Source organism: Opitutus terrae PB90-1, assembly GCF_000019965.1.
Classification (GTDB): domain Bacteria; phylum Verrucomicrobiota; class Verrucomicrobiia; order Opitutales; family Opitutaceae; genus Opitutus; species Opitutus terrae.
The window spans coordinates 5,522,382-5,549,109 of record NC_010571.1; the positions used below are offsets into that span (position 1 = coordinate 5,522,382).

The window sequence follows — 26,728 nt, forward strand, 5'->3', positions numbered from 1 at the left end:
CATTCCTCCATCAAAATTAATCTGTTGAGCTGCTTTTCCCGGTCCAAAGATTAGGTGCGCAGGATGTGCCCGCGAGGCCCATCATCTCGGACGGTCTGAGGTGGAACGAACTGCCGCTCGCCGCGCCACTATTTCAGAAGTTTGCAGCGCCCCTCTTCGCTCATCTTCATCAGCGTGCATCAGCGAAGATCAGCGTTCTCTAGCAAAACTTGATCTGTATGCTCCGCCTCACCGCCGCCTTTCTTGCTTTGGTGGCGCTCGCGTCCGAGCTCGGCGCGGCGGAATCGCTCCGCGCGTCGCGCTTCACGCCGAACCTCGTCGACAACCTCGATCGCCCGCTGCGCTATCAGCCCGACGGCGCGGACTTCCTCATCGAGAACGGCACCGAGTTTTTCAATCGCGCGCTCTACGGCGGCAACACGGCGTTCCGCGTCGACGGCGGCGACAAACCCGAGTTCGTCCTCTACCTGCCCGGTCGCGGCGGCAATCTGCGCTTCGCACTCCACACGTCCGCCGGCGCGAAGTGGCTGCACGACGCCACGCACATCGCGACGCGCTACCGGCCGGGCCAGTTGATTTACGAGATTCGTGATCCGCTACTCGGCGAGGATCGCGTGCTCACGCTGTCAGTTCTCGCCTACGCCGACGCCGAAGGATGCATTGTCCGCGCCGAGCTCGCCGGGTCCGATCGCGATGCGCCGAGTGCGCCGCTGGAACTCCTCTGGGCCTACGGCGGGGTGAACGGCCAGCGCGGCAAGCGCGACGGCGACATCGGCACCGAAGCCGTGCCGATCAGCGAGTGGTTCCAGCTGCGGCCGGAGTTTTGTCGCGGTAACGTAATCACGCTCGCCGCCACCGGCTTCACGCTGCGCGCGAAGCCCGCGACGATTGTCGGCGACGCACCGGCCGGCTCGCATCTCGCCCTCGGCGACGCCGCGAATTGGAATGATCTGCCCGCGCTCATCACCGCCGGTTGGGGACGCGACGCCCTCGTCGCGTCGTTCGATCAGAACGCGACGAGGACGTCGCGTCCCCATAAAGGCACCGAAGGCGGACCCACCTTCTCACTCGTCATCGGCCGCTGCGCGCTCGAGACCGGACGGCCGCTGTTTCTCTCGCTCGAATGCAACGTCGCCGGCGCCCGCGCCGACGACGATCTCGATACCTATCGCGCGGTCACGGCCCTGCGGGGTGATTCTCGCCCGCCGACAGAAGACATGGGCGGGACGCCCATGCCACGTGGCACGGGCGTCCCGCCCGTGGGTTTGGCCGCGGGTTCGGCGGTAGGGCGGGGTCAGCAGGTTCCGCCCCGCGACGATGCAGCCGACGAGGACGCTTCTGTGAGCATTTGTAGCACCGACCTCGCGCGCCGCTGGCGCGAAACCGAGCGCCATTTCCGCGAACTGCGCCAGCGCGTGCGGATCGACACGCCCGATCCGTTTCTCAATGCCGCAGTCGGCGCGCTGAACGTCGCCGCCGATGCGGCGTGGGACGCACCGCAGCAGGCGATCATGCACGGCGCGATCGCGTGGCGCACCAAGCTGCTCGGCTGGCGCGGGCCCTACGCGCTCGACGCGCTCGGCTGGCATGAACGGTTTCAACGCAACTTCACCTATTGGGCCGGCCGGCAGAACGTGGATCCGATTCCAGCATCGCTTCCGCCCGCGGACGAGAACGCGAACCTCGCCCGCAATGAGGCGGGGCTGCACAGCAACGGCGATCTGTCGAACTCGCACTACGACATGAACCTCGTCGCGATCGACGCGCTGTTCCGGCATCTGCACTGGACCGGCGACCTCGCTTTCGCCGAGAAAATGTGGCCCGTGATCGAGCGGCACCTGGCCTGGGAACGCCGGTTGTTCCGCCGCGAGTTCGGCCCCGACCGGCTACCGCTCTACGAAGCCTACGCCGCGATCTGGGCCAGCGACGATCTGCAGTATCACGGCGGCGGCGTGACGCACGCTTCCGCCTACAATTACTACCACAACACCCAGGCCGCCCGGCTGGCGCGGCTGCTCGGCCGCGATCCGCAGCCCTACGAGCGCGAAGCGGACTTGATCGCGCGCGCGATGCGCACGCACCTCTGGCTGCCAGAAGAAGGGGCCTTCGCCGAGTTCAAGGATCTGCTCGGTCTGCAGCGCGTGCATCCGAGCGCCGCCGTGTGGACGTTCTATCACACGATGGACGCCGGGCTGCCCACACCGCAGGAGGCGTGGCAGATGACGCGGCGGATCGACGCGCAGATTCCTCATCTGCCCGTTCGCGGCCCGGGCGTTCCGTCCGGTCTGCACGTCGTGTCGACCACCAACTGGATGCCTTACACGTGGTCGATCAACAACGTCGTCCTGCCCGAGGTGGTTCACACTGCGCTCGGATTCTGGCAGGCCGGCCGTCGCGAGGAGGCGTGGACGCTGACCAAAGGCGCCCTCCTCGCTTCGATGTTCATGGGCATCGCGCCAGGCAACGTTGGCTCGATGTCGTATCTCGATGTCTACCGACGCGAGTCGCAGCGCGATTTCGTCGACAGCTCGGGCGTCCTCTCGCGCGCGCTCGTCGAAGGACTCTTCGGCCTGAAGCCGGACCTACTCGCGGGCGAGCTGCGCGTCGAACCGGGTTTCCCGGCGGACTGGAATCACGCCGCGATCAACCATCCGGACGTGGCGCTACGGTTCGAGCGCAGCGGCGACACGGATCATTACGTGATCACGCAGCATTTCGCGAAACCGCAATCGCTCCGGCTCGTGCTCGCCGCGCCGCGCGATCGCGTCGGCTCGTTCGCCGTCAACGGCGACTCCGCTTCGTGGCAGGTCATCGAAGACGCCGTCGGCGCGCCGCGCATCGTGATCACGAGCCCGGCCGGATTCCGGCACGAGGTTCTGATCCAGTGGGCCGGCCAGCCGATCGCGCAGACGGGCGACGCTGTAGCCCGGGTCGGCGACCTCGGCCTGCCGGGCTCACCGAGCCCGGCTACATCGATCCACTTCACGCACGTGACCCGCGGTCAGATGCGCTGGTGGCAGCCGGTCGACAATCCCGCTCGACCCGTAGCAGAAGCGGGGCACCCGGACGGCTGCAAGCTGTCCGACATCCCTGCCGGCGCTCGCTTCGACTGCGTCGATCTCACTCCGCACTTCAACGACCGCGTCACGCAGATTTTCCGCAACGTCTATCGCTCGCCGCGCTCGCCGGCCGTGTCGCTCGCGATTCCGAAGCAGGGGCTCGGCGGTTGGGCCGGCGGCGTGAACGCCACCGCCGAGATCGACGACTCCGGCCTGCGCCAGGTCGCCGGACAAAACGGCAGTCGCTTGCTCCTGCCGAACGGCGTGCCGCTCGCGACGCCGTTCGCTGCCGCGGCGAACAACATCGTGTTTACCTCGCAATGGGACAACTATCCGCACGAGGCCACGATTCCGCTCTCCGGCCGCGCGCAGAGCGTGACGTTGCTGCTCGCCGGCTCGACGAATCACATGCAAAGCCGGATCGACAACGGCGAGATCGTCGTTGGCTACTCCGATGGCACCACGACACGACTCGCGCTCGAAAACCCAACCAACTGGTGGCCGATCGAACAGGATTACTTCCTCGATGATTTTCAGTTCCAGCGTCCCGGACCGCTGCCGGTGCGCGTCGACCTGAAGACCGGCGCCGTCCGGTTGCTCGAGTTGCCCGCGTTCAAGGGCCGCGGCGGCCGTTTCCCCGGCGGCGCGGCGACCGTGCTCGAACTCCCGCTCGATCCAACGCGGGAGCTGCGCTCACTCACGGTGCGCGCGCTCGCGAACGAGGTGGTGGTCGGCCTGATGGCCGCGACGCTCGTACGGTGAAGCGCCGGCCCGGCGCGAACCGTGGCACGGGCGTCTCGCCCGTGTCCGACGCCGCGCGTGGCCATCGACCGAACGCCCAAGCCTCACGGGCAGGACGCCCGTGCCGCTTCCCGCCCGCGCAACGATGTGCGCGAAACTCGCATGGACAGTCCGCCGCGGCTCGTGTCGTGTTGACGCCTGCTTCCGCCGCCGTTCTTGATGCGATCGCGGACGTGACCCCATTCCCCCCGATGAAAAGATTTCTCCTGCCCTTCCTCTCGTTTTCCGCCGTCGTTGCTCTGTTTTCCCTTCGCGCCGCCGAGCCCGCGCCACGTCAGTTTGGCGACGCCACTCCGCTCGAATGGTCGAAGCGAATGGCGCAATCGGAAATGGCGCGCAAAGGCGACACGATGTTTCACGGCGGCAGCCGCGCCCGCGCGCGGTGGGACTACACCACCTCGCTCTTCGGGCTCTCGCTGCTGAAACTCGCCGATCGCACCGGCGACCGCACCTTCGCGGACTACGGCGCGCAAACCGCCGAGTCATTCATTCGGCCGGACGGCTCCATCGCGACCTACGAGATGGAGGACTACAACATCGACATGATTCCTCCGGGGAAGGTCATGCTCCTCCGCTGGGAGCAGGGCGTGCGCGATGCGAAGTTCATGACCGCGCTCGAGACGCTGCGCGCGCAGATGCGGAAGCATCCGCGGACCAGTGACGGCGGGTTCTGGCACAAGCAGCGTTATCCCTACCAGATGTGGCTCGACGGTCTGTTCATGGCGTCGCCGTTCCTGGCCCACTACGCCAAAGTCTTCGAGGAGCCCGAGCTCTTCGACGAGGTGGCGAAACAAATCCTGCTGATGGACCAGCATGCCTGCGATCCGAAGACCGGGCTGCACTACCACGCGTGGGACGAAAAGCGCGCGCAACCGTGGGCGAACAAGGAAACGGGCCACTCCCCGAATTTCTGGGGCCGCGCCGAAGGCTGGTACGCGATGGCGCTGGTCGACTCGCTCGACTTCTTTTCGCCCACACATCCGGACGTGGAAAAAATCAACGAGGTGCTGCGTCGCGTGGCCGACGGCGTCGTCCGCTGGCAGGATCCGAAGACCGGGCTCTGGTGGCAGGTGATGGACCAGGGTAACCGCGAGGGGAACTACCTCGAGGCGACCGCCTCCAGCATGTTCGTCTACTCGCTCGCGAAGGCGATCAACCGCGGTTATCTGCCGCGCGAGAAATACCTGCCCGCCGTCCTCAAGGGCTACGAGGGCATCATTCGCGACCTCATCCGCCGCGACCCGGACGGCAAGATCAACCTCACGCGCTGTTGCGCCGTCGCCGGGCTCGGCTACACCACGTCGACGGGTCGGCCGCGCGATGGCAGCTTCGAGTATTACATCAGCGAGCCGATCATCGACAATGACCTCAAGGGGGTCGGCCCCTTCATCCTCGCCGGGCTCGAGCTCGACCAACTGCTCGCCGATGCAAGTGGCCCGGCGCGTGAGCGCAAGGATCTCGGCGCCCGCGGCTGGTCGGACTACGAGGCCGTGCTCGCGCGGATCCAGCCGCCGACGTTTCCCGATCGTGATTTTCCCATCACTGATTTCGGCGCGAAGCCCGACGCCGACTGCACCGACGCGATCCGCGCGGCGATCGACGCCTGCCACCAGGCCGGCGGCGGCCGTGTTGTCGTGCCCGCGGGCGAATGGCTGACCGGCGCGATTCACCTCCGGAGCAACGTCAACCTCCACGTCGCGAAAGGCGCCACGCTCCGCTGGGTTTTCGACCTCGCCAAATACCCGATCGTCTTCACCCGCTGGGAAGGCGTCGAGTGCATGAACTTCTCTCCATTCATCTACGCGTGGGAGCAAGAGAACATCGCCATCACCGGCGAGGGCACGCTGGATGGCGGCTCCGATTGGAGCACCTGGTGGGGCTGGAACGACAAGCGCGACGGCACGGCGCCGAAACAGCGCGCCGCCCGCAACCGGCTGATCCAGATGGGCGAAACCAACGTACCCGTCGCCGAACGCGTCTTCGGTGCGAACGACTTCCTGCGGCCGAATTTCGTGCAGCCCTACCGCTGCAAGAACATCCTCATCGAGGGCGTCAGCATCATCCGATCGCCGATGTGGGAACTGCATCCGGTGCTCTCGCAGAACATCACCGTGCGCAACGTGAAGATCACTTCGCACGGACCGAACAACGACGGCTTCGATCCCGAATCCTGCCGCGACATTCTGGTCGAGGACACGCTGTTCGACACCGGCGACGATTGCATCGCGATCAAGTCCGGCCGCAACGGCGACGGGCGGCGCGTGAACGTCCCGACCGAGAACATGGTCATCCGCCGCTGCGTGATGAAGGACGGCCACGGCGGCGTGGTGCTCGGCAGCGAATGCACCGGCGGCATCCGCAACATCTTCGTCGAGGATTGCGAGATGGACAGCCCGGACCTTGACCGCGGGTTGCGCTTCAAGAACAACGCGGTCCGCGGCGGCGTGCTCGAGAATGTTTTCATGCGCAACGTGAAGATCGGCCGCGTGGGCGAGGCCGTCCTGACCATCGACCTGCTGTACGAGGAGGGCGCGAAGGGCGCGTTCAAACCGATCGTCCGCAACGTGCAGATGGAAAACATCACCAGCTCGGCCAGCCCGCGCGTCATGTACATCCGCGGTTTCCCCGGCGCGGTGATCGAAGACATTCGCATCAGCAACTCGACATTCAACAGTGTGACCGAAACCGAGGTCGTGCAGCACGCCGGAACCATCACGTTGAAGAACGTCACGATCACCCCTGCCAAGGGCACCCGCAGCCTCAACTCCGTCCCCGCTCCTCAGAAATAACGACTTTGTCGGGCGGCGGGATCAGGAAATTCCGCCCGACACGTTCCAACCCTTTCGCGCTCTCCCGCCCCAACCCCATTCATGAGCAAGTTCAATCAAATCAACGAACAGATCGGCCGCTACCGCTGGACGATCTGCGCGCTCGTCTTCTTCGCGACGACGATCAACTACCTCGACCGGAACGTCCTCGGCCTGCTCAAGACGACGCTGTCAGAGGACGGCGTCTTCGGCGCGGATAAGGCCACGCAGGAGCTGAATTACTCGACGGTGGTCATCTGCTTTCAGGTCGCCTACGCGATCGGCATGCTCGCCGCCGGCCGGTTCATCGACTGGATCGGCACGAAGAAAGGCTACGCGTATTCGCTGATCGGCTGGAGCCTCGCGGCCATCGGCCACGCGTTCGGTCACCATACGTGGAGCTTCGGGTTCTGGCGCGCCGCGCTCGGCTTCACCGAAGCCGGCAATTTTCCCGCCGCCAACAAGACGATTGCCGAATGGTTCCCGAAGAAGGAGCGCGCCTACGCCACCGGGCTCTACAACTCCGGCGCGAACATCGGCTCCATCGTCGCACCGCTCTGCGTGCCCTACATCGCGGACGCGTGGGGCTGGGAATGGGCGTTCATCCTCACTGGCGCGATCGGCCTGATCTGGATCGCGTTCTGGTATCTCACCTACGCTTCGCCCGCGGAAAAGTTGAAGAGCGGTCACCTCAAGCAGGCGGAGTATGACTACATCCACAGCGACCGCGACGAGCAGGAAGCGCAGAAGGCCGACACGACCGGCGCGCGCGTTTCCGGCGCGAAGCTGCTCACTTTCCGCCAAACGTGGGCCTTCGTCCTCGGCAAGTTCCTGACCGATCCGATCTGGTGGTTCTACCTGTTCTGGCTGCCCGCATTTCTCACCGGCGAAAACAACCGAAAGATCGGCGAATATCTCGCGGCCAATCCCGGTTTCACCGGCGATCACTCGAGCATCCCCGGCGTCATCAGCTGGCCGTTCGCCGTCGCGGTGGTTTACACCGTATCGACCGTCGGCTCGATCTTCGGCGGCTGGCTGCCGAAGGCGTTCATCAACGGCGGCATGGATGCCAACAAGGCCCGCAAGCTCGCGATGTTCCTGTTCGCGCTGATGCCACTCACCGTGCTGCTCGCCTCCCGGCTCGGCGCGATCAACACCTGGCTCGCCGTCGCGACGATCGCGATTGCCTGCGCCGCGCACCAAGCCTGGTCCGCCAACATCTTCACCACCGTCTCCGACATGTTCCCGAAGAAAGCGGTGGCGTCCGTCACCGGTCTCGGCGGCATGGCCGGCGCCGTCGGCGGCATTCTGATCGCACGCGTCGCCGGGCTTGTGCTGGCGCATTTCACCACCTTGGGCAAAGTCGAGCTCGGTTACGGGATTCTCTTCATCATCTGCGGCTCGGCCTATCTCGTCGCCTGGATCACCATGCACCTGCTCGTGCCGCGGTTTAAGCAGATCACGCTCTGAGCGGCATCCGCCTTCTCCGTCAAGTTGAGCCCGGCCTTCCCGCCGGGCTCTTTTCGTCTCCGAGCTTCGCGCCCAGCATCATGCCACTGGAGGTGGAGCGCTCGAACACGCGTGCGTGGGAGCGCGGGCATCCGGTGGAGTGACATAAATCCGCTTACACTTTTTCGCACCAAGCCGGGTTCGTTTGTCTTGAAGAGGAAGCCATGAGGCTTGGGGAGGGTTGAGGGAGGGGCGCAGCCCCTCCCTCACCTGAACCTACGAACGGGGACGAGGCCGGATCTGGTTAGCCGCGGGTCGATCGTGCCCAGCAGGAGGGAATCGAAGTGTACGCGGTAAAGCTGCCGGTAAGGGGTGAACGCCACGGTCAGGCCAACGAAGGCCCGACCGATGTGGCGATGGCTGCCGTCCAGCTTCACGTAGCCGTGAGGCCTGACCCGGCGAGTGACGCAGCCGAGCGGGTACTGTGGCGGCACGAGTCGGGGCAGCAGCCGGGTGCTCGGGCGGTAGAGGCTGGCCGGAGTGCGTCCGGCCAAACCCTCATGCGGACGGTCGTGGTTGTACCGGCCGCACCAGCGCTGCAGGCGTCGGACTTGCGCGCCGTAGGAGCGGGACACGGGCGTGGCGGCCTCGGCCTTGAGCATGCGGTGCATCTGCTCGTGAGCGTTGTTGTCGAGGCGGCGTTTGCGGCTGACAAACTGCACTTCGATGCCCAGCCGCTGCCACCATAGGCTCAGCGCGGTCAGGCCATACGGCCCGCTGCCGCAAAACGGCGTGCCGCGGTCAACCCGAATCGCCTGCGGCACGCCGAAGCGGCGGAACAGCCGCGCGAACACGCGGCGGACCACCGGCTCGCTCTGCCGGGGCACGGGATGGGCCGTAAGCATGAAGCGGCTGTACAGATCGCGCACCGTTAAAGCCAAGATCCACGCTCCGTCTTTGGTGTAAAAGTCTCCCTTGAAGTCCGCGGTCCAGACCGCGTTCACTCGCTCGGCGAGCACGGTGGCGGGCCGCCCCGGTCCGGCTCTAAGCTTGCGACGTCGCTGGTGCACGCGACCGGCGGCTACCAGCCACCGGTGGAGCGTCCGGCTACACGGCACTCGCTCGCCGGGATGCGTCCGCTCGAGCCACCACCGCAACTTGGGCGCACCCCAACTGGGCCGCGCCTGACGCGCGAGCAACACGCGCGCGTGCCACCGCGCCAACGCCTGGCTCACCTGTTTGGGGCGGCCCGGTTGTCGCGCAACCAGCCCGTTTACCCCCTGAGCCACATACCTCGCCGCCCACTTGTAAGCGGTCGTGCGGCTCACGCCAAACCGCGCGCACAACGCGGTCACCGACACCGTGCCTCGCGTCATCTCCCGAGCGAGAGCCTGACGCTGCTGCTCCGCCGTTTTGATCTTCCAGGGCATCGCACCCCAGAAAAAGTGTCAGCGGATTTATGGCACTAAGTGTAAACGAATATGTGGCACTGTGCCTCCCGCCCGCCCAGCTGCGCCGCATTCCGGCCCTGTCGCTCCAAGGCGACCGGTCGAATCGCATTAATCCGCCGGACGCCGGGCTCTACTGCTCCTCCGCGCACTCCGCAACGATGCGAACGCCAGATCGCTGGCGTCGCGCTCACCCATGCCTTCTCTTCTCGGCCAGACCGCTTCTCACTTTGCCGCTCTGCCCCGACCCCCAGTCTCCGATGAACCGTTTCTCCCGCTCTCTCTTCGTTCTCGCCTTGCTCGCTTCCGTTTTCACCGCGGTTGGCTCGGCCAAGCCCGACGCGATCGTCGCCCCCGACGGCTCCGGCCAGTTCACCTCGCTGCAGGACGCGATCAGCGCGGCGCCGATGCGCACTGACCCGGCCGCACCGGCGTGGGTGATTCTGGTCAAGCCCGGCACCTATCGCGAGCGCATCTACGTGCAGCGCGAGCGCGGCAACATCCACGTGCTCGGCGAGGACGCGACGACGACGATCGTGAGCTACGATCTGCACGCCAATCTCCCCGGCCCCGACGGCAAGCCGATCGGCACGTTCCGGACGCCAACGCTCCAGATCGACGGCGATGGCATGATTTGGGAAAACATCACCATCGCGAACTCCGCCGGGCCGGTCGGTCAGGCGCTCGCGCTCCGCGCGGACGGCGATCGACTGGTGTTTCGCCACTGCCGTTTCCTCGGCTGGCAGGACACGCTCTTGCTCAACCGCGGCCGGCATTATTTCGTCGACTGCACCATCGAAGGCCACGTCGATTTCATTTTCGGCGCGGCCACCGCGTTCTTCGATCACTGCGCCATTCGCTGCCTCCGCGACGGCTATATCACCGCCGCGTCGACGCCGAAGGGCGCCGCGCACGGCTTTGTCTTTGCGGACTGCACCATCACCGGCGCTGAAGGGGTGAAGACCTACCTGGGCCGGCCGTGGCGTGATTTTGCCCAAACCGTTTTTCTCCGGACCGAGATGTCGGCCGCGGTCCGCCCGGAGGGCTGGCACAACTGGAACAAGCCCCACGCGGAACAAACCACATTCTATGCCGAGTTCGGCAGCACCGGTCCGGGCGCAAATCCGTCGGCTCGCGTGGCCTGGGCGCACACACTCACCGCCGAGGATGCGGCTGATCTGACGCCGGCGCACGTGCTCGGTGGCGCCGATGGCTGGGATCCGGTTGCCGGAGCGGAACGCGCGAGCGTTTCACGCGAAAGTCCTACGACGTCTGCTACGACGACGGATGCTGCCCCTCCGCCGCGTCGGCCCGGGATCACGCGCATCGTTCTTGTCGGCGATTCCACGGTGACGGATCGCTCCGGCTGGGGCCGCGGGTTCAAGCAGTTGCTCGGGCCCGGCGCCGAATGCATCAACACCGCGCTCGGCGGCCGCAGCTCGAAAAGTTTCCGCGGCGAAGGCCATTGGGAACCCGCGCTCGCGCTGCGCGGCGACTACTACCTCATTCAATTCGGTCACAACGACCAGCCGGGCAAGGGCCCGAAGCGCGAGACCGATCCGGATACGACGTTCGCGCAGAACCTCGCCCGCTATGTTGACGAAGTTCGCGCGATTGGCGCCGAGCCGGTGCTGTTGACTTCGCTCACGCGTCGCAACTTCGATCCGGCGAATCCGGGTCGCATCCTCTCGACGCTCACGCCCTACGCCAACGCCGCGAAACGAGTCGCCCGCGAGAAGGCCGTGCCGTTGATCGACCTGCACGCGCGCAGCATCGCGTTGTGCGAAGCCTGGGGACCGGAACGAACCGCCGCGCTGAATCCCCGCAAACCCAACAGCCAGGATCCCGACACCACTCATTTGGACGCGAATGGCAGCACAATCTTCGCGCAGCTCGTGGTCGATGACCTGCGGCAAGCCGTGCCGGCGCTCGCCTTCATTCTCCAAACCGCGCCGCAGCCCGGAAATCGGCCTTGACGGTGCGCCGGCCGTTGCCGTTACTACGAGCATCGTAGTAACTCGATGCCTGCCGACCTCGACACCGCGGCCAACCACGCGCTTCACGCCTTCGTGAAGGCGCTCAAACTGCTCGACCTGAGCGAGTGGTCGGCCCAGCTCGCCGGCATCGGCATGCTCGATCTCGGCATCCTGCACCACGCCGCCCGCGACCCAAATGCCATCTTGGCCGACATTCGGCAGGCGTTGGGTGTACCAAACAGCACGCTCACCAGCGCCATCGACCGGCTCGAGCGAAAAGGGCTGTTGCGCCGCACGATCAATCCGCGCGACAAGCGCTCGTACGGACTCGCCCTGACCGACGCCGGCCGGGCGCTTGACAAGGAACACATGCGCGTGGACCGCGCCATTACCCGCGCCGTCCTCGCCGCGCTCGATTCCGACCCGGAGCGGCGAACGCTGGTCGGACTGCTCGAGAAAGTCAGCCGGCAGATGGCCCGCCGCTGATTTTTTCCGCGATTTATTACGATAATCGGAATGTACGTCCTTCGCATGAACTCACCCATGACTGCACCCTCTTCGCCCGCCGCCGCCTCCGCGGACCTCATTCCTGCCCGGGCCTTTCGCGCCCGCGCCTCGCATCCGGCCTTCCGGGCCTTCGCCGCGCCCACCGGCTGGCTCGGCCGGCTGGCCGGGTGGATCATGACTCGAAAGAACCTCCCGCTGAACCGGCTGGCCGTGCAGACGATGGAGGCGCGCGCCGGCGAGCACGTCCTCGAAATCGGTTTTGGCCCCGGCTGTGCGCTCGCGCTGCTCAGCGCCGCCGTCGGCCCCGACGGATTGGTTGCGGGCGTGGATCGCTCGCCGGAAATGCTCGCTGCCGCCACCCGCCGGAACCGCCCCGCCGTTCACGGCGGTCGGATGCGGCTGACCACCGGCACCGCGGACCAACTGGCTTGGCCTGAAGCGTCGTTCGATCGTGTGCTGTCCGTCAGCAACGTCCAATTCTGGCAGCCGGCCACCCGGTCGTTGGCCGAGATCCTCCGGGTGCTTAAGCCGCGCGGACGACTGGTCATCGCCGTGCATACGCTGCGCGAGGGGCAACGTCGACTGACGCCCGGGTTGTTCGCCGATGAGCTCGTGGCGGTGAAGCGGTGGATTGAACGGAACGGGTTCGTGCTCACCGGCGAGGTTGTCCTCGATCAGGGGATCACCGGCCTTTGTCTGGTTGCCCAACGTCCAGCTTGATCATTGCCCATGACCACTCACAGCCGGGCGCTCCTGATCGCGTTGCTGCCATTCGCCGCCTTGACTGGTACATCCTGCGCCGTCCATCAGGGCCCGCGCTCGGATCATTTCGATGGTACACGGTTTACCACCGGCGAACCCACGGCAACGCTGGCTGACCATGCGAGATGGCTCTGGGAAATGGAGCCGGTCGCCTGGCCGGACTGGATCGTGGACCCACCGCAGCCACCACCGATCGCACGCACCGCACCGGGCGAGCTGCGCTTCACCTACATCAATCATGCCACCATCCTGATTCAAATCGACGGGATCAACATTCTCACCGATCCGATCTGGTCGCGCCGCGCCGGCCCGTGGGGGCTGCTCGGCGCCTCTCGCGTGCGCGCCCCTGGTCTCGCCTTCGATCAGCTGCCGCCCATCGATGTCGTGCTGATCAGCCACGATCACTACGACCACCTCGACCGTCCGACGCTGCGTCGGCTCGTTGCGCGCCACCGCCCCGTGATTATTACCGGGCTCGGCGTCGGCGCGCGACTCGCGGATACTGCGCCGGGCGCCGTGGTCGAACTCGACTGGTGGCAGCAACACGCCCTGGCCAACGGCGGACCCGAAATCGTTTTCCTGCCCACTCGGCACGATTCCGGCCGCGGCTGGTTCGATGGCAACTGCACGCTGTGGGGTGGATTCGCCCTGAAATCGTCTCGCGGTTGGGTGCTTTTTATGGGCGACACCGGCTGGAGCCGGCACTTTCCGGCCATCGCCACGCGCTTTGCGCCCGTGCGGCTGGCCATCCTGCCGATCGGCAGCTACGAGAAGCGCTGGTTCATGCAGGATCGGCACTTGAACCCCGATGACGCGGTGCGGGCGCACCTGCTGTTCCGCGCCGCGCAGAGCGTGGGCATACACTTCGGCACATTCTGCGAACATCCCGAGCAGGCGGTCGACGCCCACGAAACCGATCTCGCGCAGGCGCTGGATCGGCGGGGTGTGGCCCGCGACCGGTTCTGGGTGCCCGGCTTCGGCGAAGGACGCAGCATCCCTTGACCTTCTGGCACGCCGCGGCGCAGGCCCCGTCGGGAGATCGCACCGCGTTCGGAAGCGCTCATCCCAGGTTCCGCCCTGGTGACCTGGGGTATTTTTCACTCGACTGCAGCTCTGCGCTCGCCGTTGACTGCAGTCGTGCAGCAGCCAGCCACGCTCGAGGACGTTGCCAAGGCCGCGGGAGTACATCGCACCACGGTCTCCCTTTCCCTGCGCAACCACCCCCGCATCCCCGAACCGACGCGCGTGCGCGTGAAGGCCATCGCGGACCGGCTCGGTTATCGGATCAATCCGCTGGTGTCCGCGCTCATGCAGTCGCGCCGCTCCGGCAAGCCGGTGAAGCACGCCGCGCTCGCCTACGTGACGAACTACCCGACCCGCTACGGCTGGCGGCCCGAGCACCATGACCGGCCGGACTTCTTCCCCGGCGCCGTGGAGCGCGCGCGCGATTTCGGCTACAAGCTCGAGCACTTCTGGTTGGGCGAGCCAGGCATGACGCCGCGGCGGTTTTGCGACATGCTTTCCGCGCGCGGGATCAATGGCCTCATCATCGGTCGGCTGCCGCCAGGCCAGCACTCGCTCGAACTCGACTGGGACCGTTTCTCCGCGGTGGCACTCGGCATGACGCTCCGCTCGCCGATTCTCCATCACATCACCGAGAATCATTTCGACACCGTGTGGCAGGCGATGGACCGCTGCCGTGAGCGCGGCTACAAACGCCCCGGCTTCCTGTTCTCCGATGTCAACGACAGCCCGCGCGTCGGCCATCGCTGGCTCGGCGCCTATCTCACGCAGCAGACCCAGTTCCCCGCGCGCGACCGGCTGCCGGTTTGTCCGGGCAATCCCACCAACGAAGAGGATTTCCGCACGTGGTTTCTGCGCCACGAACCCGACGCGCTGCTGGTCAACAATCCCAGCCTGTTGATGCGCTGGCTGAGCGACCTCAATCGCAACGTGCCGCGCGACGTCGGGGTGGTCGCGCTCGAACATCGCCGTGAACTGGAGTGCACCGGCATCTACTACGATCCCGCGAAGATCGGCGGCCTTGCGGTCGAGATGCTCGTCGGCCTGATGCACCGCAACGAAACCGGGGTGCCGTCGGTGCAGCACGAGATTCTGCTCACCGGCGAATGGCGGGAAAACTGCATGCTTCCGCCGCGCACCGCCTGAGCTCGGCCAGCCCGTAGCGGAACGCGTGAGCGTTTCGCCCTGCTCGGGGCAGGACACCTCCTCGTTTCGCCCCTCCGCCGGCGCCCGGGCCGCGCCCTCTCCCCGTTTCGCCTGGCGCCCCCTGCCGCGCAGTCAACGATGTGCGCAACACGGCACTTGTCCTGATTTTCTGCCGGCTTTGCCATGAGCCGTCTGGTTTTCCGACGGGTGTCAAAGCCCGCCATTTTCCCTCCCCCCTTAGAATCCACCTAACCCCGGCGTCGGCGCTTCGCGCCCCACGCCCTCCCTCCAGTTCCCCACTGAAGAGACTGCACGCCCTGTCCGGGCGGTGCTCGCCGCTGGCGATGCCCCCTCTCCTTTCCCGTGCCACGACACGGATCGTTCAAGCCGTAGCTACAAAGACAACATGACACCCCAACAACCACCACCCACCCTGCCTCGATTCCTGCTCGCCCCCGCTTGTTTGTTCGGCCTGACCGCCGTCGGCCTGGCGCAGCAGTCCGCCCCCGCCTCCGCCTCCGCCACCGCGCCACGCGACGAAGAGGTCGTCGTGCTGTCGCCGTTCGAAGTCGTTTCCGACACGCGCGGCTACTACAGCGCGAACACGATGTCCGGCACCCGCTTCAACACCAAGATCGATGATCTCGCCTCCTCGATCACGATCATGACGAAGGAGCAGATGAACGACTTCGCAATGACCGACATCAACGACGTCTTCCTCTACGTCGCGGGCACCGAAGGCACGGGCACCTACACCGACTACGTCCTCGACCGCAACGGCAGCATCGCGGACAACGTCCAGAACAACCCGACCCAGGCCAATCGCGTGCGCGGTCTCGCGCCGGCCAACGTCTCGCTCGGCAACATCGAAACGATGGGCCGCGTGCCGATCGACGCGGTCGGCATCGACTCCATCGAGGTGAGTCGCGGGCCCAACGCCAACGTGTTCGGCCTCGGCAATCCGTCCGGCACCGTGAACCAGGTGCCCTCCGCCGCCAACCTGCAGCGCGACGACGCTCGCATCGTGCTGCGCGCCGATAGCTACGACGGCTACCGCAACAGCGTCGATGTCAACAAAGTCATCATCAAGGACAAGCTGGCCGTCCGATTCCAGCAGGTGTTCCAACACGAGGCGTTTCAACGCAAGCCGTCGGGGGTGGATACCGAGCGCTACAACGGCATGATCAAATACCAGCCGTTCAAGAACACGACGTTGAGCGGCTCGTACTTCTACTATCACGCCTACGGCAACCGGCCGAACTCGATGCCGCCGCGCGACAACATCTCCTACTGGATCCAGAGCGGCCGGCCAACCTGGGATCCGGTCACCCGCGTGATCCACGTCAACGGCCAGACGATCGGGCCAGTCACCGCGAACACGTTCCCCTCGAGCTTCAACGGCCAGACTATCGATTACTTCAGCGCGAGCTACCTGGGCTTCGATTCCAGCCAGCTGTTCATCGATCAGAATGGGATCGGCTACTGGGCCGCGCCATCGAGCGTGACGGGCACGACGCCGGCCACGGCCGCGCCCGGCAACCTCCGTTATCTGCAGACCACCGGCGCACCCGACGCACGCGGCACCGGCGTCCGCTCCAACGCCCAGCCACTGTTCCTCACCACACCCACCGTGAGCGACCAGTCCATCTACGACTGGGAGAACATCAACATCTCCGCCATCAATCGATTCTGGGACAAGACGGAGACGTTCAACGTCCAGCTCGACCAGCTGTTTTTCCGGAATGCGTTTCACACGCTCGCGTTCCAGGGGAATTTCTTCCGCGAGGACTCGGAGCGCTGGACGCGCAACTACATCGGCATCTCGAACGATCTCGGCCAGTCTGGCCAGCTCTCGATCGACCCGAACGAGCGACGGCTCGACGGCACGCCCAATCCCTACTTCCTGCGACCCTACATCGGCACCGCCCGGCCGCGCATGCAATACGACCCGGCGCGCTGGGACACGACGCGTGGACAACTGGCGTATCTCATCGACTTCACGCAGCGCAACGACGGCTGGCGGCACCTCGGATCCCATCAGCTCACCGGCTACAGCGAGTACAAGTATCGCGTGAACCGCCGGTACTCGTGGCGCGACGTGATCACGTCCAACCATTCTTGGATTCCCGCCGGCGTTTATCGTGGCAATCAGTCCACTGTCAGCGGTCCGGGTCAGCCGCCCGCGAACATCAACGTGACGAAGAGTTTTTACCGCTACTATGTCGGCGACACCGAGGGCGCGAATGTGGACTACGCGCCGTCGGATTTCCAGTATGGCGCCTACGACTACGTCTGGGGCAACGCGGCCACCGGCGCGTTCAATCGTGAGCAGGTCAGCCTGGGCCTCGGCGCCGTCACCGACTCGACCGGCGGCACCAACAACACCAAGGTCACGATCCGCACCTTGGGCGGCGTCATGCAGAGCCACTTCCTCGGCGACCGGCTCGTCACGACGTTGGGCGCGCGCGAGGACAAGGTCTACACGATGTTCGGCCACACGGCCGTGCGGCTTCACAACGACGGGCTGACCCACGACAAAACCACCACCGACCGCTGGTCCGGCGACGAGTTGTTCAACTCCGGCCGGACCACGAACGTGCAGGCGATCGTGCGGCCCTTCCGCGATCTCGGCTTCGTGCGCGACCTGCGGAATCAAAGCAGCTTCGCCGCCGATCTGATCAACAACCTCACGCTCGGCTACAACAAGTCCGACAGCTTCCTGCCCGCCACGCCGGCGCAGGACCTCTACCACAACCGGCTGCCGAACCCGACGGGCGAGGACGAGAGCTACACGCTCGCGCTAAACCTGTTCGACAACAAGCTCGTCGTTCGCGCCACGCGCTACGAGAACACCCAGAAGGACGCCCGCAACAGCGACGCCAGCGTCTTCAATCAGCGTGTGACCCGCCTCGACATGTCGCCGTCGGGCCAGACGCCGAATCCCGCGCGCCTGCTGTTCCAAGCCGACGCGTGGGTGCGGTGGCAAAGCCCCACGCTCAATGACGATCAGGTTCGCGCGAAGGTGACCGAAGTCACGGGCATCTCCCCCGAGACCGAAGCGTTCCTCTTCGATCCCGGCGTGCCGTTCGCCGCCACGGCCGACATCGTCGCCAAGGGCACCGAGATCGAGATCAACTACAATCCAACCAACTACTGGACCGTCTCCGGTTCGATCACCGATTCGGAGGTCACGAACCGCAACGTATCCGCCACGATCCAACGCTGGATCGATGAGCGCATGCCGGTCTGGACCACGGTGAAGGATCCGCGCATCGGCGTGCCCGTGGCGCAAGGCGGCCTCGATCCGACGCCAGGCAACACCGACGGACTGTGGTGGAAACAACTCTACCAGGGCGCGAGCGGCAGCCAGACGCCGGAGTTCAACTTCATCGCGTTCGTCGGTGCACCTTACAGCGCCTTCCGCGAAAACGAAGGCAAGGCGAACCCGCAGACCCGCCGCTACAATGCCCGGTTCAGCACCAAGCTCGATCTCGCCGGCATCACCGATCAACGGCACCTGAAGAAATTCTCCATCGGCGGCGCGATCCGCTTGGAGAGCAAGGCCATCATCGGCTACTACGGTGTTCAGCAGTTGCCCGCGACCATCACCCAACTCGACACCAACCGTCCGATCTACGATGGCGCCCATCACTACCTCGATGCGTTCATCACGTATCGCACCAAGCTGTGGGGCGACAAGGTGAGCGCGCAGTTCCAGCTCAACGCGCGCAACCTGACGGAGAGCGGCGGGCTGCGGCCGGTCGGTGCGTTCCCCGACGGCCGGATTCACACCTACCGCATCATCGATCCGCGGATCTTCATCCTGACCGCGAGCTTCGATCTGTAGTCACCTTCGGTTGGTCGATTGCGCAGGCGCACGCCGCCGCCCGTCCGGGCGGCGGCGTTGTTTTTGGGCGCAGAAGCACGAGCCGGGTTAAGGCTGCGCCGATTGCCCGATTCCCCGCGGCTTGCGGTCAACGATGTGCGCTACAGGGCTCTTGTCCCGGGTTTATGACGGGCTTGCCATGCCCGTCGCAGTTCCTTCGGCAGGTCTTCAAAAACCCGCCCTTTGTTCCTGATCCTACCCCTGGAAACACCCAGCAACCCCCGGCGTTCGCCGCTCTGCGTCCTGCGCTCCCTGTAGTCACCCCGAGAGTCTGTCCCACCGGCTTGGTGTGCCCGGCCATCGGGATCTCCCTAACCCGGCTCGGCTGCACGGAGCGAGTTTGCCGTAGTGAAAAAGATAACACCATGAGAATCCAACAACCACCACGAACCCTGCACCGGCTCCTGCTCATGCCCGCTTGTCTGTTCGGACTTGCGATCACGGGTTGGGCCCAGCAGGCCGCCTCCACCCCCGCGCAGCCCGAAGACGACGAGGTCATCGTGCTGTCGCCGTTCGACGTCGTGTCCGACACCAAGGGCTACTACAGCGCGAACACGATGTCGGGCACGCGCTTCAACACGAAGCTCGCCGACCTCGCGTCGTCGGTCACGGTAATGACCAAGGCGCAGATGAACGACTTCGCGATGATCGACGCGAACGACATCTTCCTGTACGCGGCCAACACGGAGGGCACCGGCACCTACACCGACTACACCCTGGACCGCAACGGCAGCATCGGCGACAACGTGCAGGCCAACCCCACGGGGGCGAATCGCGTGCGCGGCATCGCACCGGCTAATGTCTCGCTCAGCAATTTCGAGACGATGAACCGCGTGCCAGTCGATTCCGTCGAAGTCGAGTCGGTGGAAATCAGCCGCGGCCCGAACGCCAACGTGTTCGGCCTGGGCAACCCCTCGGGCACGATCAACCTGGTGCCAACCGCGGCCATCCTCACCCGTGACCGCGTGTCCGCCGAGGCCCGCGCCGACAGCTACGGTGGCTGGCGCACGAGCCTCGACGTGAATCAGGTGCTCATCAAAAACAAGCTGGCCGTGCGGTTCTCCGGCGTGTTCCAGCAGGACGAGTTCGAGCGCGAGCCTTCCGGGGTCAAAACGGAGCGCTACAAGGGCATGATCAAATACCGGCCGTTCAAGAACACCACCATCACCGGCTCGATCGGCTACTATCACGCCTACGGCAATCGGCCCAACGCCATCCCGCCCCGCGACAACCTCTCCTACTGGATCGCCAGCGGCAAGCCCACGTGGGATCCCGTGACGATGACGGTCTACTTGAACGATGCGCCCGTCGGGACCTACACCGCCAACAACTATAACGGGCCATACTTCACCTCGGCGTATCTGGGCAATAACCGCAACCAGATGTTCATCGACCGCGACGGGCTCGTGTATTGGTCCGCCCCACAGATCGTCACCAATGCGACCAACCCGACCGCCAACGCCGTCGGCCAGCGCTACCTTCAGCCCGCGGCCGCCGCTGGTCCGACCTTCTCGGGCACGGCCCCGCGCCCGTTCGATCAACCGCTCTTCAACACCACGCCCACGGTGAGCGACAAGAGCATCTACGATTGGTCGTCCATCAATCTGTCGTCCCCCAATAGCTTCTGGGACAAGACCACCACGAGCCTCTTCCAAATCGACCAGATCATCCTCGACACGCCGATGCAGACGCTGGCGGCTCAGGCGGCGTTCTTCCGCGAGGAGTCCGAGCGGTGGACCAACAACGTCCTGGGCACCATCAACGACAATGGCCAGTCCGGCCAGCTCACGGTGGATATCAACCGGCGACTGCTCGACGGCTCGCCCAATCCATTCTACCTGCGGCCCTACGTCGCTTCGGACCGGCCGCGCATGCAGTACAACCCGCAGAAGTGGGATACCACGCGTGGCCAGTTGGCCTATCGGCTCAATCTCACCGACCAGGACAACCTGCTCAAGTGGCTGGGCTGGTTCCAGATCACCGGATACGGCGAATACAAATACCGCATGAACCGCCAGTACTCCTGGCGCGACGCCATGATCTCCCCCGTTTCGTGGATTCCGGCTGGCACGTACGTCGGCTCCCAAAGCTCGCCCTCCGGCAGCCCGCCGAATCTCGCGATCACCACCGGCCTCCAACGCTACTACGTGGGTGACACGAACGGAAACAACGTCGACTACGCGCCGGCCACCACCTTCGAGAACAACCAGACGTATCCATTTGTTTGGGTGAGCCGGACCGGTTCTGGCACGGCGGCGGCGCCGTATGTCTTTACGAGCCACACCGACAATATTCTGATCGGGCCGGCCGCCGCGGACAAATCCGGCCGGTTCAGCGGCGACTTCAACAGCAAGACCACCTTGAAGACCGCCGGCGTCGTCGGGCAAAGCCATCTCTTCAACGACCGCCTGATCACGACCGTGGGTTGGCGCAATGACAGCCTCTGGACCAAACTGGGCAATCCCGGCAATCCTCGCAACGCGGTCTTCCAAGCCGACGGCATCACGTTCAACCACGACGTCATCGATCATTGGGACGCGAATTATTTCAAGAACGGCGGCCACACGACCAACGTGCAGTTCGTCGTGCGGCCCTTCACCGGCATGTCCTGGGTGAACCAGCTGCAGCAAAACGGCCGCGGTGGCCAGTTCCTCTCCGAACTCCTCAACGGGCTGTCGGTCAACTCGAACAAATCGAACAGCTTCCTCCCGACCAATCCGGCCCAGGATCTGAACAAGAATCTGCTGCCCAACACCACCGGCACCGACAAGAGCTGGGGTCTCGGCCTGAGCCTGTTCGGTGACAAGCTGCAGATTCGTGCGACGCGCTACGACAACAAGCAGACCAACGCTCAAACGAACGACATGAGCACGATGGCCGGCCGCGTCCTGCGCATGGACTTCCCGGTCGTCGGCGCGGGCAGCCCCACGGGCAGTCACAATCTCTACTACAACGCCCAACGCTGGGTCACGTGGCAGAATCCGGGCTGGTCGACGGCGCAGGTCGAGGCTGAGGTCGAGCGGCAGACTGGCCTCAGCGCGGAGAACCGCGACTATTACTCGAACGCGAGTCCCGGCATCGGTGCGACCACCGATATCCGCTCGACCGGCACCGAGATCGAGATCAACTACAACCCGACCAACTTCTGGACGGTCGCGGCTTCGATCACCAAGACCAAGTCGGTCAACACGAACGTGTCCCGCGCGTTGGTCGATTGGATCGAAACCCGCAGGGACATCTGGACTTCGATCGTCGATCCGTCGATCACCGATGCCAATGCCGCAGACGAGGGCAACCCCGGCAAACTGTGGTGGAAGCACCGCTACACCCAACTCGCCGTCGGCAACTCGGCGCTGACCTACGGCACCCCGGCCTCCTATACCGCCTCGGCCGCGACGCCGGAGCAGAACTTCATCGCGTTCGTCGATGCTCCGTTCGCCGTCATGCGTGAGCTGGAAGGCAAGTCCAACCCGCAGATCCGTCCGTGGGCGTTCCGCGCCAGCACCAGCGTGCAGCTCGGCGGTCTCTTCGACAACAAGCACCTCAAGCGGATGAGCGTCGGCGGTGCGCTACGTTGGGAGGACAAGGGCGCCATCGGCTACTACGGCGTGCAGCAGTTGCCCGCGATCATCACCCAACTGGATGTCAACCGGCCGATCTACGACGAAACGCACACCTACGTGGACCTCTTCGCTTCCTATAAAGTGAAGCTCTGGAACGACAAAGTCGTCATGACGCTGAAGGCCAACGTCCGCAACCTCGGCGAGACCGGCCGGCTGCAACCCGTGGGTGCGTTCCCCGACGGTACGATTCACACTTATCGCATCATTGATCCGCAGCTGTTCATTCTGACGGCCAGCTTCGATCTGTAACACCACACGGCCTACCCGAACCTCCGGGTTCACCCGCCGCCGCCCAACCTTGGGCGGCGGCGTTTTTTTGCGCACGATTCACCCCCGCGCGAAGCCGCGTCCCCACCCACCGGAGTCGACCCGAGTCGGTCAACAATGTGCGCAACAGCACCCTTGTCCCGGGTTTATGACATGGGTGCCATTGTGTCATAAGCCGTCGGCGGTTCACAGCTGCCGCAGTCCTCATCACTACCCCCTTGGAAAGCACCGATTTACCAGCGCCCCGCTGTGCGATCGCCTTTTTTTCCCGACCCCACGGACAGGGCGTCCGGCCCGAATCCGGTGCTCTTCACAACGGGAAGTTTCAAACCGCTCCAGCTCACCCGCAAACCACACCAACCAAGAACCAAGCCGTAGTTACCATCACATCATGACGCCTCTACAAACCCTACGCTCCCGGCACCGGTTCCTGCTCGTACCGGCCTGCCTGTTCGGACTCACGGCGATCGGCCTGGCCCAGCAAGCCACGCCCGCCCCGGCGCAACCCGACGAAGATGTCGTCGTGCTGTCGCCGTTCGAAGTCGTTTCCGACACCCGCGGCTATTACAGCGCGAACACGATGTCGGGTACCCGCTTCAACACCCGCATCGAGGATCTCGCCTCTGCCGTGACCATCGTCACCAAGGAGCAGATGAACGACTTCGCGATGCTCGATATCAACGATGTCTTCCTCTACACGCCCGGTACCGAAGGCACCGGCACGTTCACCGACGTCGTCATCGATCGCAACGGCTCGGTCTCCGACAACGTGCAGTTGAATCCGGCGCAGGCCAACCGCGTCCGCGGCATCGCCTCCGCCAACGTTTCGCTGAACAACATCGAGACGCAAAACCGGATGCCGATCGATCCGATCATCGTCGATGCGATCGAGATCAGCCGCGGACCCAACGCCAACGTGTTCGGCCTCGGCAATCCATCCGGCACCGTCAACCAGGTCGGCGCCTCCGCCAACCTGCAGCGCGACAGCATTCGCTTCGAGGCGCGCGCCGACGATTGGGACGGCTACCGCCAGAGCGTCGACGTCAACCAGGTCATCATCAAGGACAAGCTCGCGGTCCGCTTCAGCCAGGTCTTCAACCACGAGGAGTGGGTCCGCAAGCCTTCCGGCGTCGATACCGAGCGCTACAACTTCATGGTGAAATACCGGCCGTTCAAGAACACCACGATCAGCGGCGCCTACTACTACCACCACATGTACGGCAACCGCCCGAACGCCCTGCCGCCGCGCGATGCCATCACCTACTGGCAGGCCAACGGCCGCCCGACGTGGGACCCGATCACCCGCCTCGTCCACGTGAACGGCACGACGATGGGGCCCTACGGCCAGACCAACGGCAACTACAACGGACCCGCCGGCACGCCCGCCGCCGCGCTCGGCGCCGGCTGGCTCGGCTCCGCTGACAGCCAGGTCTTCATCGACGAAAACGGTCAGATCACGCACTGGAGCGCCGCCACGGGCGCGACCGGCACCAACCCCTCGCAGACGATTCAGCCCAACCGGTTCCTCGCGCCCAATTCACGCGAAGGTCAGGCCAACAACTACGGCACCGGCACGCAGCCACTGTGGTCCACGGTCCCCAGCATCGCCGACAAGTCCATCTACGACTGGTCCTCGATCAACATGGCCGCCCCGAACCGCATCTGGGACAAGGCCGAGATCTCCACCGTCCAGCTCGACCAGATCTTCCTGAACACCCCGCGGCAGACGCTCGCCGGCCAGTTCACGTTCCTCCGCGAGGAGTCCGAGCGCTATACGCGCAACTTCATCGGCATCTCCAATGATAACGGTCTCTCCGGCCAGCTCACGATCGACGTCAACGAGAAGCTCCTCGACGGCACGCCGAATCCTTACTTCCTGCGCCCCTACATCACCACCAACAAGCCGCGCACGGTCTACTCGCCGTGGAAGTGGGACACCTACCGCGCCCAGCTCGCCTACCGCTTCGACTTCACCCAGAACCAGGGCTTCTCGAAGTGGCTCGGGTGGCACCAGCTCACCGGTTACGACGAATACAAGTATCGCGTGCAGCGCCAGTATTCCTACCGCGACACGTTCGTCTCGAACAACAGCTGGATCCCGGCCGGCCTCTATCGCGGCAACCAGTCAGGTGTCTCCGGCACGCCCGCGGTGATCGCCGCCGCCCGGAATAACTTCCGGTTCTACGTCGGCGACGCCAACGGCGAGAACGTCGACTACGCTCCGCGCTCCTTCTCCTACGGCACCTACGAATACCTGTGGGGCAACGTGCAGACCGGCGCGCTTCGCCGCGAGAGTTCGGAACTCGGCCTCGGCGCCGTCACCGACAGCGCCGGCGGGACCCAGAACACCAAGCGCATCCTCAAGACCATCGGTGGCGTGCTTCAAAGCCACTTCTGGAACGACTCGATCGTCACCACGGTCGGCGTCCGCCGCGACGACGTCTACAAGATGTTCGGCAGCCGGAATAATCAGATGCTCAATACCGACGGGTTGACCTACAACTACGAGGTCGTGGACGCGTGGGAATCGACCAGCTGGCGTCACAACAGCGGCGACACGACGAACTACCAGGCCGTCGTCCGTCCGTTTAAGAACATCAAGTTCTTCGACCAGATGGCCAGCGGCACCGGCGCCAGCCGGTTCTTCGGCGACCTGCTGAGCGACATGTCGGTCTTCTACAACCGCTCCGACAGCTTCCTGCCCGAGGGCGAGGCACTCGACATCTACCGCAATCCGCTGCCCGACCCGACCGGCGAGGACCGCAGCTTCGGCCTCAACTTCGCGCTGGGCGACAAGCTCGTCGTCCGGCTCACGCACTACAAGAACACCGCGAAGAACTCGCGCAACGGCGACGCCAACGCCTTCTTCCAGCGCGTCAGCCGCGTCGACGTCCCCGTCGTCTCGACCACCGCGTCGCGCTTCGTGCTCTGGAATGTCGCCAGCGCCTACACGCCATCCGCCGCGAACTACAACCGCGCCGGCTGGCTCACGCGGCAGTATCCGAGCGAGTCCGAGGAACAGATCCGGCAACGCGCCGCCACGCTGATGCAGCTCCCGCTGGATCACATCGACTTCCTCATCAACCCGACCACGCCGATGGCCGCCACCAACGACATCGAGGCAAAGGGCACGGAAATCGAAATCAGCTACAACCCCACGGCCTACTGGACCGTCGCCGCGTCGTTCGAGGAATCGGAAACCCGCAACCTCAACATCTCCGGCTCGCTCACGCGCTGGATCGATGAACGCATGCCGGTGTGGACGTCGATCGTCGATCCGGAAGCCGAGCGCAATGCCGACAATCCAAACGGACTCTGGTGGAAAGCTCGCTATCCGAGCGCGACGCAGACAGCCGAGCAGAACTTCATCGGCTGGATTCAGCAGCCGTTCTCGGTCATCCGCGAACTCGAAGGCCAGGCCAGCCCGCAGTTCAGCAAATACAAGGGTCGCCTGAGCACGAACTTCCGGCTCACCGGCGTCACGGACAACAAATGGCTCAAGCGCTTCAACGTCGGTGGCGCCATCCGCTACCAGAGCAAGCAGGCGATCGGCTACCGCGGCGTCCAGGAGCTGCCCGCCATCGTCACTGAGCTCGATGTGACGCGTCCGATCTACGACAAGGAGCACTACTACTTCGACGTCTTCGTCGGCTACAAGCAGAAGCTCTTCAACGACAAGGTCGGCATGGAACTGCGCCTCAACGTCCAGAACCTCCAGGAAGACGGAAAGCTGCAGCCAGTGGGCGCCTATCCCGATGGCACCATCCACACCTACCGCATCGTCGATCCGCGGCGGTTCATCCTGACCGCGAGCTTCGACCTCTGAGAGCCGTCGCTCGATCCTTCCAACTCACGCCGCCGCCCGCCCGGGCGGCGGCGTTTTTTTCTCCTGCAGCCGGAAGGTGGAGCGCCTTGCCCTCAAGGCCCTTTGTATCGGAACCCGTAAGGCTTTCGCCGAAATGCTGAAAGTGGCA

Annotated in this window: 12 protein-coding genes; 11 read left to right on the forward strand and 1 reads right to left on the reverse strand. The window is 64.9% G+C overall.

What is annotated here, in order from left to right:
• Nucleotides 1-218 precede the first annotated feature (218 nt).
• The 3 genes from OTER_RS21565 (at nt 219) to OTER_RS21575 (ending at nt 8,137) form a co-directional block, all read left to right on the forward strand.
• Nucleotides 219-3,821 (forward strand): DUF4450 domain-containing protein, encoded by a 3,603-nt coding sequence (locus tag OTER_RS21565; RefSeq protein WP_012377070.1) that lies wholly within the window; start codon nt 219-221, stop codon nt 3,819-3,821.
• 230 nt (nt 3,822-4,051) lie between these two features.
• Entirely contained in the window at nt 4,052-6,649 is a 2,598-nt protein-coding gene (locus OTER_RS24625; RefSeq protein WP_012377071.1) for a glycoside hydrolase family 88 protein, read from the forward strand.
• 81 nt (nt 6,650-6,730) lie between these two features.
• Nucleotides 6,731-8,137, forward strand: a complete 1,407-nt coding sequence (locus tag OTER_RS21575) for an MFS transporter (protein WP_012377072.1) — start codon at nt 6,731-6,733, stop codon at nt 8,135-8,137.
• 245 nt (nt 8,138-8,382) lie between these two features.
• Here OTER_RS21575 and OTER_RS21580 read toward each other — a convergent pair whose 3' ends face one another.
• Entirely contained in the window at nt 8,383-9,546 is a 1,164-nt protein-coding gene (locus OTER_RS21580; RefSeq protein ID WP_012374564.1) for a helix-turn-helix domain-containing protein, read from the reverse strand.
• Between the two features lie 314 nt (nt 9,547-9,860).
• Between OTER_RS21580 and OTER_RS26320 the strand changes: the two genes are divergently transcribed.
• The 8 genes from OTER_RS26320 to OTER_RS21620 all read left to right on the forward strand — a co-directional run bounded on the left by OTER_RS26320 (nt 9,861) and on the right by OTER_RS21620 (nt 26,580).
• Nucleotides 9,861-11,540, forward strand: a complete 1,680-nt coding sequence (locus tag OTER_RS26320; RefSeq protein ID WP_202796010.1) for a pectinesterase family protein — start codon at nt 9,861-9,863, stop codon at nt 11,538-11,540.
• A 45-nt stretch (nt 11,541-11,585) separates the two neighbouring features.
• Nucleotides 11,586-12,026 carry a MarR family winged helix-turn-helix transcriptional regulator gene (locus tag OTER_RS21590; protein WP_012377074.1) on the forward strand — a complete coding sequence of 147 codons (441 nt, stop codon included), beginning with the start codon at nt 11,586-11,588 and terminating at the stop codon, nt 12,024-12,026.
• Nucleotides 12,027-12,083: 57 nt separating this feature from the next.
• Nucleotides 12,084-12,767: a methyltransferase domain-containing protein gene (locus OTER_RS21595; protein ID WP_052300456.1), complete on the forward strand. Its 684-nt coding sequence runs from the start codon at nt 12,084-12,086 to the stop codon at nt 12,765-12,767.
• 9 nt (nt 12,768-12,776) lie between these two features.
• Nucleotides 12,777-13,811 carry an MBL fold metallo-hydrolase gene (locus tag OTER_RS21600; protein ID WP_012377076.1) on the forward strand — a complete coding sequence of 345 codons (1,035 nt, stop codon included), beginning with the start codon at nt 12,777-12,779 and terminating at the stop codon, nt 13,809-13,811.
• A gap of 135 nt (nt 13,812-13,946) precedes the next feature.
• Complete coding sequence (locus tag OTER_RS21605) at nt 13,947-14,978, forward strand: LacI family DNA-binding transcriptional regulator (RefSeq protein ID WP_012377077.1); 1,032 nt, start codon at nt 13,947-13,949, stop codon at nt 14,976-14,978.
• 406 nt (nt 14,979-15,384) lie between these two features.
• Entirely contained in the window at nt 15,385-18,825 is a 3,441-nt protein-coding gene (locus OTER_RS21610) for a TonB-denpendent receptor (protein ID WP_012377078.1), read from the forward strand.
• A gap of 404 nt (nt 18,826-19,229) precedes the next feature.
• Nucleotides 19,230-22,736: a TonB-dependent receptor gene (locus OTER_RS21615; protein WP_148218208.1), complete on the forward strand. Its 3,507-nt coding sequence runs from the start codon at nt 19,230-19,232 to the stop codon at nt 22,734-22,736.
• A 409-nt stretch (nt 22,737-23,145) separates the two neighbouring features.
• Nucleotides 23,146-26,580 (forward strand): TonB-dependent receptor plug domain-containing protein, encoded by a 3,435-nt coding sequence (locus OTER_RS21620; RefSeq protein WP_012377080.1) that lies wholly within the window; start codon nt 23,146-23,148, stop codon nt 26,578-26,580.
• The last annotated feature ends 148 nt before the right edge of the window (nt 26,581-26,728 follow it).